The sequence below is a fragment of the Lapidilactobacillus gannanensis genome (assembly GCF_003946675.1).
Classification (GTDB): domain Bacteria; phylum Bacillota; class Bacilli; order Lactobacillales; family Lactobacillaceae; genus Lapidilactobacillus; species Lapidilactobacillus gannanensis.
The window spans coordinates 95,610-110,591 of the sequence record NZ_RHOT01000002.1; the positions used below are offsets into that span (position 1 = coordinate 95,610).

Below are 14,982 nucleotides of genomic sequence, written 5' to 3' on the forward strand. Positions count from 1 at the left end.
TGATTGATGCAAAAACATTGGTGGCAAGAGGCTGTTGTTTATCAAGTTTACCCACGTAGTTTTCAGGATACCAATCGTGATGGTATTGGTGATTTACAGGGGATTATTCAACATTTGGATTATATCAAGACTTTAGGTGTTGATGTGATTTGGCTAAACCCAATTTATAAATCACCGAATGATGATAATGGCTATGATATTGCTGATTACCAAGCAATTATGAAGGATTTCGGTACGATGGCCGACTTTGAAGAGTTATTAAAGAAAGCGCACCATCGTGGTTTGAAGATTATGATGGATCTGGTTGTCAATCATACGTCTGATGAACATCATTGGTTTGCTGAAAGCCGTTCTAGTAAGGAAAATAAGTATCGTGATTATTATATTTGGCATGATCCGGTTGATGGGCATGAACCTAATGACTGGCAATCGTCATTTAGTGGCTCTGCTTGGCAATTTGACGAGCAGACTGGCCAGTATTATTTACATCTTTTCTCCAAAAAACAACCTGATTTAAACTGGACCAACCCTGATTTACGGCAGTCAATCTTTACGATGATGGCTTGGTGGCTGAATAAGGGCGTTGATGGTTTTCGAATGGATGTTATCAACCTAATTTCGAAACCAGAAAATATTTTACCAGATAAAGATGGCTATATTGCGCCAATCGCTAATGGTCCTCATGTCCATGACTATTTGTTAGAAATGAATAAGAAAGTCTTATCTAAATTTGACATTATAACGGTCGGGGAAACGCCTGATGTTAAACCATATGATGCGATTAATTATGCTGGTTTTGATCGTCATGAGTTAGAGATGATCTTCCAATTTGAGCATATGGGAATTGACCAGGACCCTAAATTGGGTAAATGGCGGCCAAAGGCTTATAAATTAACAGAATTAAAGCAAATTATGAGTAAGTGGCAGCTAGAGTTAAATGGTAAAGCTTGGAATTCGTTATATTGGAACAATCATGATCAACCTCGGGTCGTTTCACGGTTTGGTAATGATACCACGCCAGAATATCGTGTACTTTCGGCTAAAATGTTAGCTACTGCGTTACATTTTCTTCAAGGCACACCTTATATTTATCAGGGTGAGGAAATTGGGATGACTAATAACTATGATTTCAACTCGATTTCTGATTATCGTGATATCGAAACGGTTAATGCCTATCGTGACTTAGTTGAAGATCGCCATGCGCTAAGCAATCATGAATTCATTGAAGCTGCTCATAAAATGTCGCGGGATAATGCGCGGACGCCAATGCAGTGGCATGATGGGATTAATGCCGGCTTCTCTGAAGAGGGCGTTGATCCATGGCTTGCTGTTAACTCGAATTGCGAGACAATCAATGTGCAAGCGGCTTTGCGTGATCCTAATTCAATTTATTATTATTATCAACGGATTAATGGCTTGCGGCATCAATTTCCGGTCATTGTCTATGGTAATTATGAATTGCTGTTAGCCAATGATGAGCGAATCTGGGCTTATCATCGTCATGATGATAAACAAACAATTTTGGTTGTTTGCAATTTCAGCCAAGATACAGTTACTTGCGACTTGCCAGAATTGAAAGATAGCAATCGCGAACCATTAATTAAGAACTATGCTGATGATCAAGGAACAACACTACGTCCTTACGAAGCTAAAGTTTATATTTACGAAAATTAATTGGTTAGCAAGGGGCTATTGGCTCTAAAATTTGATTTTAGTGCGCGCAATCAATGATTGCTTAAATCAGCGTCGCTAGGATCTTGCAATCACCAGCTTGATAGATAAGTTAGCGCCGTTACTTGATTTTACATGCAGTTTAAAATAGGCATCAAAAAAAACACACCAGCGGGCAACTGGTGTGTTTTCGTATATATGGGTATACGGGGTTTGTAGAGGAGGCCTCTACAATCATTCTTGTCTTTGGAGGAGTAAGAATGAAATGAAAAAGTTGGGTCATTACTATGGGTTAGCTCCAAAGGAGGGGGTAATCCCTCGAAGCTATGATTATAATATAACGGATAAATGTGAAGAAAGTTTGACGGAAGCCTTAAGGAAAGTAAAATCAGACCTTGGACCTAGATAGGCGTGAATAAAGCGGCCTAACTAGCTTTCTCATCGTACTAGCAGGAAAATACTTGCTATAGCAATTATCAACAACAAGTATCGTTGTCTGAAAACGGAAAATTCGGATTATTATATTTGACATCTAGTTTTAAAAACTAGATAATAATTAATAGCTCAATAAATAATGCTGGAGGTAATTTCTATGTGGTTAATTGGTGTGATAGTACTGGCACTAGTACTAATATTTTTTATAATTGCGGCTTGGAAAACATATGATATCGCAATTCGCACGACACCAATAGCAAAAGAAAAATATCGCCAGCGATCGCGTCAAGAGAATAGCACGCAATTTTTGAACTGGTATGACCAGCAGAATTGGCAAGTTTGGCAACAGCAAAGTGAAGATCAATTAACTTTAAAGGCTAATTTTCTGGCGGGTGAAGTTGACCAACCAGTTGCTATCATTGCTCATGGTTATCACCACACCCACCAACAAATGGCCAAGTATGCACAACTGTTCCAAAAATTAGGTTATCAAGTGTTACTTCCCGACAGTCGCGGGCAAGGTGTTAGTGGTGGCTTTCATATTGGCTTTGGCTGGCAAGACCGGCGTGATTATGTTGGTTGGATTAAACAAGTTCAACGACATTGTGGCGCTGTACCAATTGTGCTGTTTGGTGTCAGTATGGGTGCAGCAACTGTGCTTGCTACTAGCGGTGAGACTGATTTATCTGTTCAAGTTAAGGCAGTTATTGCTGACTGTGGCTTTGACCAAGTCTATACCCAAGTTCGACATCGTGTCTTAACGAAATATCATTTGATACCAGAGCCGACAGTGTGGTTAGCTAGTTTATTGACGAAACATTTTGCCCATTATCGTTTGCAAGATGGTGATATTGCAGGTCAAGTTGCTAAAAGTAGCACGCCCACCCTCTTTATCCACGGAAAAGAGGACAATTATGTGCCATTAAAATCAGAACGGGTTTTATATCAAGCTTGTACGGCGCCTAAAGCGGAATATTTGGTAGCCAACGCAGGTCATACGCAAGCTTATCAGCGGAATCCGGCCGAATATTTTTCACAAGTAAAAAGTTTTTTAGATGAGTATGTGAAAGATGACCATAAGTGAGATTCACGAATAATTTGATGAAATTTACAAAAAAAGCTGAAACTAGTTGTTGACAGGAAATGAGATGATGATTTTATGGGCAATGCAAGCGGTTATCTTGATTATCACCAAAAACTTATTTAAGAATTTTATTTATTTTATCCAAATTAATTACAATTATAATTCACAACAAAGTTAATTGTTCAGGCTTGTTAATGTTTGCTTGAATGAAATAGTTATGGAATAATGACTGGTGTTAGTTATTATTGATTATTCTTTGGAGGGACTAAATATGAATTTTGGAAAAGTTTTGGCAGAAACTTTTACGAATATGAATATTGTCAGTGCAATTACGTCGACAATTTTTATCATTTTATTGGGTTTTGTTTTACGAAAGAAGAACATTTTTACAGCCCAATTCGGGAAAGTTTTAACTAAGGTTGTTTTATCAGTATCATTACCTGCATTAGCATTTAATTCCTTCATGGCACCAATTGATCAGAAGACTTTGCGTCAAGGAATCAATGTGCTGATTTTTGGGATCGTTGTTTATATTATTCTAATTTTTGTAACGAAATTAATGTATTTAAAGTATCCTAAGGGTCGCGGCGATGTTTTAAGTGTTTTGACAACATTCGGCTCAACGACATTCTTTGGGATTCCAATTGTTGCCGCAATTTATGGCGCTAAGGGTGCCATGTACGCTTCAATCTTCAATATTGGTTACCGGATTTTCCTCTATTCTTACGCTTATATCAAAATGAGTGGTTTAGAGATGGACAAAAAGAATATTAAGCAAATGTTCTTAAATCCAATTGTTATTGCAACATTCTTAGGTTTGATTCTTTGGATTATTCAACCATATATGCCACAAGTTAGTGCATTTAATGCGGCAACGAACCAAACTGTTCAAGTGGCTTTTTATCGAATTGATTTGACGGCACTTTGGCTCTTTAAACCATTAACTTATTTGGCAGGCTTAGCATCACCACTAGCTTGGTTGGCAATTGGGTCAACACTAGGTGAAATCACTTTGAAGAGTGCTGCTTCTGATAAGACTTCATGGTACTACACTGCCATGAAAGTGATTGCTGTCCCAGCAATCAATGTTATCTTATTAGTATTGTTAACGGTTAGTCATATCTTACCAGTTGATAAAGTTGCTTTGGCAACCATCATTATTATGATGGCAACGCCAACGGCAGCGGTTGCGTCTTCATATGCAATCGGCTTTGATCGTGAAGCAGTATTAGCTTCGAATGCGTCATTGCTATCAACGATTGGTGCGGTTATTATGATGCCAATCTGGATTGTGGTGGTTTCGATCTTAGGTGCAACTGGTATTTTCTAGGCTAATGTAGTTCAGTCAAGATTAGCGTCAGTTAAGTACGAGGATATTCAGAAAGGTAGGACTTACTAATGTTCAAAATTGTTGCTTATGGTGTTCGCGAAAATGAGGTACCATTCTTTAAAAAACTAAACAAATATAATTATGAGTTGAAATTATTACCAGAATTACTAACTCATGACAACATTGAGACAGCCAAAGGGATGGACGCAGTTTTATTGCGAGCTAATTGTGGTGGTGACGCGACGAATTTGGCGAAGCTGAAGGAGTGGGGAATTAAGTACGTTTTCACACGGACAATCGGCTTTAATCATATTGATTTAGCAGCAGCAAAAGCAAATGGTCAATTGGTTGCGCGCGTACCTTCATATTCACCGAATGCGGTAGCTGATTTGGCATTGACTTTAGGCTTGACGCTACAACGGCATGTTGCTTTGGCCGCATATCGCTCACAACAGCAAAACTTCCAAGTTATTCCTGAAGAATTCAGTCATGAAATTCGTGATTTGACAGTTGGAATTATTGGGACTGGTCATATTGGGGTCGCCGAAGCACAATCGTATAAGGCATTAGGCGCTAAAGTCTTGGGTTATGATATTTACCAATCCGACGCTGCAAAAGCTGTCGTTGAATTTGTTAGCCAAGAAGAGCTGCTAGCTAAATCAGATATTATTTCCTTACATGTACCTTACATTAAGGGTGAGAATGATCAATTCATTAATGCTGATTTATTGAAGCTCGTGAAACCAACAGCTATTTTGGTCAACACTGCACGGGCAGAGGTAACTAATGTTGGTGATATTATTGCTGCGCTGAAGGCTGGTAAATTAGGTGGCTTTGCAGCTGATGTTCTCGAAAATGAAGGTCAATTTATTGGTAAAAATCTTGAGGGCGCAAAAATCTCCGACGAGCACTTACAAACACTAATTGATCTTTATCCAAGAGTGATTTTAACGCCACATATTGGTTCATACACTGAGGAAGCCTTGACTGATATGATTCGAATCAGTTTTGATAACTTTAATGAAGTTTTGACCACGGGAACTAGCAAAAATTTGTTAAATAAATAACAATTAGCAACATCGCCAATTTAGGTGATGTTGTTTTTTTTGTAAATTATTTCCCGGGAAATATTATTCTCAAATGACTAAAACATTAAACTGCGGTATATCACACTTTTATGCGCAGATGGATTCAATAATATTAAATAATACACCGTTGGATTGTGCCACCTTCAAAATACAGATATAGAGCCTAATACGCTGACAAATCACTAGCGTATTAGGCTCTATATCTTTTATCACAGGTATCTTTGCCCCATACATGCTAGAGGCAAATACAAGAAGATCACTATTAATTCTCCATCTCTTTGTCACAAGCACACATACGCTCTTACTGTACGCATCCATGATATTTACCGTGTTTGAGATTCACCGATTCATACAAATATTTCTTACTTACTGTCTTTGTCGAAACGATGAAGCTTCACACTATCTAAATGTATATTCCGCATACACACCTCAATCTTAATAACTTCATGCTTACTTAAGCAATGATCAGCCTTAACAGTTAAACACTTACAAATTGGCTATTTAAGAATTGTACAACAAAGTGTGAGCCTCAATTTGTCTAGCTAGGTTTTGATCCGTTGTTGAAACACGTGCATATCCAATCTTCATATACTGCCACCTCTAAACGGAGTTTCAATTTATACATCAATATTCATTTCTTATTTTGAATTAAAAACGACCCAAAAAGGAAGCTGAAACTGCATTTAAATCGCCTGTCTCTGCTTTTTTGGGGGTGTACCCCCAAAAAAGCTCAATCTATCAATTCGAGTAGTGAACGCTTCTTTCCAATAGGAAACTCTAGGCAAAGTGCTAGCAATAAGTTCGTCGTCGGGTCTCTGCGCCCGCCGTCGCATCTAAACTTACTTTCGCCACGGTTGAAGAAGAACGGTTTTCAAACGACACCCTCGGTTTCATCGACGGCAACGGCAAGAACAGCTGCTATTGCGGCAAAGTGACTTGCTTTAGGAGATCGACAATATTTCATCGTACCTAATGCATTTCTTTTTTGGAATTTTCCCAGGTATTCTACATCCGGATTTGAAACCGAGCTTTTAAAACGTCAACTTTTGTGGTACACTTCTAAAGTGTTATGAGTGGAGTTTTATACATTGAGTGACTCTAAATTTTACCCGTCTATTTCAAACATCAAGATATTGTAATGATGAGGAAAGTCAGCTCTAGTCCAACCGCAGTTTACGCGGGTGCAAATAGTATGACGATGTTTTTAATTATATTGGACAGTGAATTTTTAGGAGGATATAAGTTATGAAAAAAAGGCGATTACTTCAGAAGACGTACTCTTGTATTCTGATATTATTGCTCTTCTTACAATCATCAGCCCAAGTTGTGGAAGCTGTTACATCTAGTGCGACCGGTGATTCTACTGAGGCTCAACTTCTGGGGGCAACCCAGGAAACTGCTGGTTCGCGGAACATTGATTTGAAACTTTCATTAAACAATTTAACGGATGAAAGTATTCATAAGGATGTTTCCGTATCTTTTTCTAACAATCAGCAACTAAAAGAGATGGCCAACTCCAACGTTCTTGATGCCAATCAAAAAGTTGTCGGAAAATATACCTATTCTGCTAATAAATTACGACTATCGGTTTTAGGAAATGTTTCTGGAACGGCGACTATCCAACTAAGTCTCACAGATGCTTCATCCTTAGCCGGATCTATCAATTTCTCGATGGATGGTCAAAATATTGCTGCAAAACTGTCTGATACTACTTCAGTAGCAAAAGCTGATAAACCTTCAGCGAATGTTAGCAGCAAGGCTACTTCTAGTGTTGCGTCGAAGAGCCAAATCGTAAAGACAGTATCTGTGAGTGCTGAGGGCAATGATATCTCACAATATTTGCCAGATGACTCCAAAGGAACAATCATTACCGGAGCAAATATTAAATTCACAGATAGCAAAGGTAATCCTGTTGATTCTACACAAGTGACAAAAGATACCAATCTTAATTTTCAATATACGTGGGCAATTCCGGATGAGCTGAAAGACGGATACCAAGTAAAAGATGGTGACTATTTCTCATTTAAGTTACCTGAAGGAGTTACCTATAAACCAGGTACGGGAACCCTCGGTGACTATGGAACTTATAGCATAGCTGCTGATGGCACAGTTAAGTTCACCTTTAACAGTGATGTTGAAAACGTGAACCACATTGAAGGGACATTTAGTTATACTTCTACCATCAGCAGTGACTCATCGTCTGGCAAAGAAGGCATTGTCATTGACACGACTACTGGACCGGTAACGATACCAATCGTTGTTCAGCCATCAGGTGGTAACGACATCGCAAAGACTGGTCAACTAACTGGCGCTAACACATCTGGAAATAATCCAACCGGGATTACGTGGAACGTCACAATTAATACCAATGGTCAAGAGCTAAAGAATGCAACAATTTCTGATCCAATGCCAAGTGATACTACCAACACTGTGCCAACCACGCTGAAATCGGTTAGTGTATATCCCTTGACAGTTGATCTGAATGGGAATGTGACTAAAACTGGCGATCCTCTTAAAGAAGGTACAGATTACAAGGTCGAAAATGGAAAAATTACGTTTATTGGTGCATATGCGGATACCTATCAGGCTTTTAAGGTTGAATACACTAGCGATATTGATTCGAGTAAATTGCCAGATAATGGTGGAAAATTAACCTTTACGAACAACGCTACCTTAACTAACGGTGATAAAAACTATCCAGCTAGTGCGACAGTAAACGCTAACTACGGAAAACTTTTAACCAAGAGTTTTGACGGTCAGGATAATAATGGTAGTCAAAAGTATAACTGGCATATTGACTACAATTATGGTGAAAAGGCACTTCCTGCCAATACTAAATTAATAGATACGTTATCAGAGGGCCAAACATTCCCGGAGGACAATAAGCTTTCATTAGTTGATGAGGCTGGTGTGCCTATTAGTGCCGATCAATATGAAGTGACTTACAACACTGATAGAACTGAAATGACTATTGCTTTCCCCAATGGTTTGAACCAAGGAGTCAAAATTTCGTATCAGTCACAAGTAACAGACCCAATTGGTGATAAAGGCCAAAAGATTAGTAACAGGGTAGATAGCAACGGCCAAACCTCTAATTCTGAAAATAATCCAGTCGGACAGCAGGGGCTAACTAAGTCTCTAGGGGCCGTTGATTACAACACCAAGAATGTTACGTGGAACTTTGATATCAATATGGCTCGGCAAGATATGAGCAATTGGTCAATGACCGATCCAGTCCCGAATGGGCTGACCGTAGACTATAAGTCCTTTGTTCTAAAGGATAAAGATAGTAATACAACCCTCAGTGAAGGAACGGACTATGTGATTAGCAAGCAGGGAAACGGGTTTACCATATCCTTTGCTAATGCTTTAAAGGAACATGCCACAAGTTGGTATACACTAAGTTATAAAACTGCCTTTGAAACGAATAGCCTTCCAGATGGGGGCAAGTGGACTAACACTGCTACGGCAACTTGGACTGACAAAGACGGTCACGATCATACAAACAAGGGACAGGCAGATTTCACTCCTAAGACTGAGTTTAAAAATGATGGCAGCAAGTCAGGAAGTTACAACGCTGTTTCGAAGACAATTACTTGGAACGTGGTTGCTAACTATAATCAACGTCAACTTAGCAACGCTTCCATCACTGATCCAATCATTGGTGACCAAGACTATGTAGCAGATAGTGCCAAGTTGTATGAGGCTTCTATTAACAAAGATGGCTCATATGTTTTGGGGACACAAGTTGCTTCCGCTAATATTTCCTTTGACAGCGCTAAGAAACAACTTACTGCGAAATTACCAGACAATAGTTCTAAAGCTTATGTATTGAGTTACCAGACTAGCCTCTCTGGTAAGGTCATTGATCAAAAATCGTATGACAATACAGCGATCTATACAAACAACCAAGAGTCCAGTGATTTGACGGCTAAGGTGACAGTGCCAAACAGTGGCAATGTTCTGGATAAAAGTGGCAAACAAGACCCAACAAACTCTGCTTATGCGTTATGGACAATATGGGTCAATAAAGCCCAGTCAACTTTCAGCAATGCAGTTGTTACCGATGAGCCTTCTGACAATCAGATTATTGATCAGAGTTCTATTGTGATCTATCCAGGGAAGGTAGCTTCTAATGGTGAATTTACTGAAGACAAGAGCAAGCCATTAGTACTTGGTAAGGATTACTCTGTGGATTTGCAGACTGATAATGCAACTGGTAAGCAAACGATGAAGATTTCCTTTACAAATGAAATCAGCTCGGCTTACTCGATACACTATCGCTCACTGATCAATTCGTCAAAAATTAATGATATGTTGACAAACACAGCATCGATATCAGGAAAAGGCGAAAAAGATGTTGATAACAATACCAGTGGATCGACGGCAGTAGTAAACAATAGTGGGTCGGCAACGGGTAAGAACACCAATCTTGTTCTCACCAAGAGTGATGCAGATACCAAAAAGTCAATTGCTGGAGCTTCTTTTGAACTTTGGTCTGATGTTTCTGGACAAAAGGGACAGTTGCTTCGCAAAGGCACAACAGATTCATCTGGCAGTATTACTTGGAACAATCTTAAATCTGGGAAGTATATTTTAGTTGAAACAAAGGCCCCAGATGGGTATGTAATCTCTACCATTTTGGCCAATGGTAAGGAAATTAACCTTCAGTATAGTGATGCAAACGATGATAATAACGTTTCTATTTCGGAAACTAATCAAAAAGGAAAAGTTACGGTTGAAAAGTCTGATGCTGATAACTCAAGTCCTTTAGCTGGAGCAATATTTGATCTTTATAAGAAAGACGGGACTAAGGTTGCTTCGAATCTTAAGACGGGATTAGATGGCACTGTAAGTTATACCGGCCTTAATGCTGGAGACTATTATATTGTCGAAACAAAGGCTCCTGATGGATATAAGCTAGATGATACTCAGCATGCCTTTACAATTAATGGCGATAGTATTCAATTAAAAGTTCCAGTCACAAATGATAAAGCATTAGGGAGCGTTCTTCTAACAAAGACAGATGGTGATACTGGTAAAGTTCTTTCCGTTGCCGTGTTCGATCTGTATAAGAAGGACGGCACAAAGCTTGCTAGTGGTTTGACGACAGATGCTAAAGGTCAAATCAAGGTCAATGATTTGAAACCAGGTGACTACTATTTTGTCGAAACAGCAGCACCAGCTGGCTATGAATTGAATGATAGTAAGCTGAACTTCACGGTTGAGTTACAAACGACAACCAAGGTTGCGACCGTTGCCGCAACCAATGCTGAGAAGACTGGCTCCGTTGTCTTGAATAAGACAGATGGCGATACTGGTAAAACTCTTGCTGGTGCAGTATTCGATCTGTATAAGAAAGACGGCACTAAGATTGCCAGTGGTTTGACGACAGATGCTAAAGGCCAGATCCAAGTCAATGACTTGAAGCCAGGTGACTACTACTTTGTCGAAATAGCAGCGCCAGCTGGCTATGAATTGAATGACAGTAAGCTGAACTTCACCGTTGAATTACAAACAACGACTAAGGTTGCGACCGTTTCCGCAACGAATGGTCAGAAGACTGGTTCCGTTGTCTTGAACAAGACAGACGGCGATACTGGTAAAGCTCTTTCTGGTGCGGTGTTCGATCTGTATAAGAAAGACGGCACTAAGGTTGCCAGTGATTTGACGACAGACGCTAAGGGTCAAATCAAGGTCAATGACTTGAAGCCAGGTGACTACTACTTTGTCGAAACAGCAGCACCAGCTGGCTATGAATTGAATGACAGTAAATTGAACTTCACGGTTGAATTCCAGGCAACGACCAAGGTTGCGACCGTTTCCGCAACGAATGGTCAGAAGACTGGTTCCGTTGTCTTGAACAAGACAGACGGCGATACTGGTAAAGCTCTTTCTGGTGCGGTGTTCGATCTGTATAAGAAAGACGGCACTAAGGTTGCCAGTGATTTGACGACAGACGCTAAGGGTCAAATCAAGGTCAATGACTTGAAGCCAGGTGACTACTACTTTGTCGAAACAGCAGCACCAGCTGGCTATGAATTGAATGACAGTAAATTGAACTTCACGGTTGAATTCCAGGCAACGACCAAGGTTGCGACCGTTTCCGCAACGAATGGTCAGAAGACTGGTTCCGTTGTCTTGAACAAGACAGACGGCGATACTGGTAAAGCTCTTTCCGGTGCAGTATTCGATCTGTATAAGAAAGACGGCACTAAGATTGCCAGTGGTTTGACGACAGATGCTAAAGGTCAGATCCAAGTCAATGATTTGAAGCCAGGTGACTACTACTTTGTCGAAACAGCAGCACCAGCTGGCTATGAATTGAATGATAGTAAGCTGAACTTCACGGTTGAGTTACAAACGACAACCAAGGTTGCGACCGTTTCTGCAACCAATGCCGAGAAGACCGGCTCCGTTGTCTTGAACAAGACAGACGGCGATACTGGTAAAGCTCTTTCCGGTGCAGTATTCGATCTGTATAAGAAAGACGGCACTAAGATTGCCAGTGGTTTGACGACAGATGCTAAGGGTCAAATTAAAGTTGATGACCTGAAGCCAGGCGACTACTACTTTGTTGAAACTGCCGCCCCTGCTGGTTATGAACTAAATGATGGTAAGCTTTCGTTTACTGTCGATCTACAGGTTATCGGAAAACAGGCTGTGGTTATTGTCAAGAACTTTAAGAAGAGTTCATCACAAAGTAACAACGATAAGCACAAAGGCGACCAAAACATGCCTGCTACAGGAGATACCAATAGTTTAGTAACGACACTGATGGGAGTGGTCTTGTTGCTCAGTATGTTCACCTACAGTCTTTTCAATCTTTACAGACGAGAACGCCAGTAGAGATAGAAAATGAGGGTCTCTGGTGCTGAAGGATTATTTTAGTGAAGTAAAAGAACTTCGACTCAAATTTTTAGAGCGTCAGTAAACCGCTAACAATTAGTAATCACCTAATAATCAACCATACGAAGGAACCCCACAAACTTGTTTTTTGAGATTGTGACTCTTCGTCAAGTAGAGTTGATAGTTTTTTTATGAAGCACTTGGGCCTTAACTGGTCTAGGTGCTTTTCTTATGCCCTTTCATTCGTAAGCACCCAATAACTGACCGCATATGAATCCCGCTCGTAAGGTAAGCACCTAGTAATCGACCGCTGAAATAGGCCCGCAATCTCGTCTTTTGAGATTTCGGGCCTTCGTATTCTTTAAACGCTTGATTCTACGTTTGAACTGTTAGTCTTTAAATTCCATGGCAAACACGCCTCCAACGATTCCGTTTTTGCGAATGTTGGTAGCTGTGAGACAATCTCTAACAGTTGTGTGATGTAGTTCCGCGGATCGAGCCCATTGGCTTTCGCGGTTTCAACCACGGTCATCCAGATGGCGTTGGCTTCGGCACCTTTTGGACTAGTGCTAAACAGCCAGTTTTTCCGGCCAATCACATAACTCTTCATGTTGCACTCAGAAGCGTTATTACTTAAATCGATTTCCCCAAATTCTAGGACGCGATTTAATGCGACACGTTGCCCCTGCGCATACGCCAATGCTTTACCTAGACGATCTTTTGGTAAAGTCTCGACATGATCACACCACTCCCAAAAGTGCTCGATCAACGGTTTAAGCACCACTTGACGCTTTTCCAGGCGTGATGCGCTATCTAAGCCTGCCCAATTCCGTTCGAGTTCAAGCATCTGATTGAGTAGCTTCAAGCCCAGCGTCATCTTCTTAGTGTTCTTGAAATCATCGAAGAACTTACGCCGTACATGCGCCCAACAACCAACGCGAGTGATTGAATCACCCAGAAGATTGTAGCCGGCGTAGCCGTCGCATTGTAGGACACCAGGAAAGCCACTGTATAAGTTCTGAGCGAATTTCCCGGAGCGAGTATTCGCATAGGCATACATGACGACTGGCGTTTCGCACCGCGTGATACTACGGGCTACCCAAATATACGACTTGCTCTGCGCCGACTTGCCAGGCTCTTGAAGTACCTGATAAGGGGTCTCATCGCCTTGGAGAAAACCTTGGCTCATCAAGTGGCTACGCATCAGGTCATAAACTGGCTTCACTAACTCGGCACACTTGATGACCCAATTTGAGATTGTGGTCTCACTTAATAAGACGCCTGCACGCTGCCAATCCTTTAATTGGCGATAGAGCGGTGTCCCGAGAATGCATTTTTGATGCAAAATCGACGCGATCAACGAAGGCGTCGCAATGCTGTGGGCAATTAACGCCTTCGGCGCGTTACCACGATAGATATGACTACATCCATCTTCAAGTTCGCAAGTCGAGCACTTGTAGGTCTTCTCATAGATTTTCTCGACAAACAAACGCCCTGGGATTCGATGAACGACCTCGCGAACAAAGTGAGTGCCTACCAATTTCAATTCATGACCATGTTCACTGTATTCATCGGTTTTGGAAACAACGGTGGTTCTTACCGGTAGATCATTCGCCAACAACTGCTGCCGAGTAGATTTCGGCTTTCTTAGCTGCTGCGGTTCATCATCTGTTACTGCTTCGCTTTGTTGCCCAGTTTGCGACAATATCACCGATATTGTCGTCCGGATCCCCAACATCAATGTAGTTGACAGCGTTGTCCACCGATATAAAGGCATTACCGATTGCTTGCTCCATGTTCCCTTTTCCACAAATCGTAATTTTAGTCATTATACTTCGTCTCTTTCTTTTAGTGAGTTAGGAATATCCTGATTGGCTTATTTAGTCAAGGCGATATTTCGTCAACACCCAAACAACTAGCTTGGAAATTAAATCAATAAGAAGATTTCAGAAGGCTTCGAATTTCCGGCAACAAGTAGTTGTGGCGTCATACCTTAATTGCCTTACATTGGGCATCACAATACAAATAGCGGGTCTTCCATATGCTTACCAAATCCTTAATAGTCTGAACTTGAACGGACCTAGGTTGACCTCAACAGCGTCAAATCCGTGATCCGAATCTCTGATCACTGACTAGAGCAGATAAAGAACGCCGAGCACTTGTTACGGAAAGTGGTAGTAATAAAGCCTTTTAATCCATGTTATTCACTTCGAATGCGTTATAGGACTTACATTCCGTGTATATGTAAGCAGAAATTTGAATTGGCATAAATCGGAATTGCTTACGAGGTGTTCTACAAAGACGGTTAGTGACTTGGTCATTAGTGGAGGCTCAGAATTTTTGAGGAGCGTAAAGTGCCTTAAATATTAGGAAACCATTACATTTCAGAGCTTTGGTTTCAAATACGCTGTAAAAGCTGTCTGTATATGGTGAGAGCAAAAGTTCTCAAATCTCTTTGAAAGGAGGTAGCCTTGCCGCCGTGCGCGGCGGTCGGCGTTAGCCGGCCGCCATCAGCCCCCAGTATC

General features: G+C 40.8%; 7 protein-coding genes. 5 read left to right on the forward strand and 2 right to left on the reverse strand.

Annotated elements, in window-relative coordinates:
* Positions 1 to 6: 6 nt before the first annotated feature.
* The 4 genes from EKM81_RS01190 to EKM81_RS01205 all read left to right on the forward strand — a co-directional run bounded on the left by EKM81_RS01190 (position 7) and on the right by EKM81_RS01205 (position 5,587).
* Positions 7 to 1,674 (forward strand): glycoside hydrolase family 13 protein, encoded by a 1,668-nt coding sequence (locus EKM81_RS01190; protein WP_125647189.1) that lies wholly within the window; start codon positions 7 to 9, stop codon positions 1,672 to 1,674.
* Between the two features lie 589 nt (positions 1,675 to 2,263).
* Positions 2,264 to 3,190: an alpha/beta hydrolase gene (locus EKM81_RS01195; protein ID WP_164509147.1), complete on the forward strand. Its 927-nt coding sequence runs from the start codon at positions 2,264 to 2,266 to the stop codon at positions 3,188 to 3,190.
* Positions 3,191 to 3,461: 271 nt separating this feature from the next.
* On the forward strand, positions 3,462 to 4,520 hold the full coding sequence (locus EKM81_RS01200) for an AEC family transporter (protein ID WP_125647194.1): 1,059 nt from the start codon (positions 3,462 to 3,464) through the stop codon (positions 4,518 to 4,520).
* A 68-nt stretch (positions 4,521 to 4,588) separates the two neighbouring features.
* On the forward strand, positions 4,589 to 5,587 hold the full coding sequence (locus tag EKM81_RS01205) for an NAD(P)-dependent oxidoreductase (protein ID WP_125647197.1): 999 nt from the start codon (positions 4,589 to 4,591) through the stop codon (positions 5,585 to 5,587).
* A gap of 522 nt (positions 5,588 to 6,109) precedes the next feature.
* On the opposite strand, the gene EKM81_RS11545 is transcribed toward EKM81_RS01205, so the two are convergent.
* Positions 6,110 to 6,196 (reverse strand): recombinase family protein, encoded by an 87-nt coding sequence (locus EKM81_RS11545; protein WP_125647299.1) that lies wholly within the window; start codon positions 6,194 to 6,196, stop codon positions 6,110 to 6,112.
* Positions 6,197 to 6,853: 657 nt separating this feature from the next.
* Between EKM81_RS11545 and EKM81_RS01215 the strand changes: the two genes are divergently transcribed.
* Positions 6,854 to 12,457 (forward strand): SpaA isopeptide-forming pilin-related protein, encoded by a 5,604-nt coding sequence (locus EKM81_RS01215; RefSeq protein WP_164509148.1) that lies wholly within the window; start codon positions 6,854 to 6,856, stop codon positions 12,455 to 12,457.
* A gap of 361 nt (positions 12,458 to 12,818) precedes the next feature.
* Here EKM81_RS01215 and tnpC read toward each other — a convergent pair whose 3' ends face one another.
* Positions 12,819 to 14,267 carry an IS66 family transposase gene (gene tnpC / locus EKM81_RS01220; protein WP_164509149.1) on the reverse strand — a complete coding sequence of 483 codons (1,449 nt, stop codon included), beginning with the start codon at positions 14,265 to 14,267 and terminating at the stop codon, positions 12,819 to 12,821.
* Positions 14,268 to 14,982 lie beyond the last annotated feature (715 nt).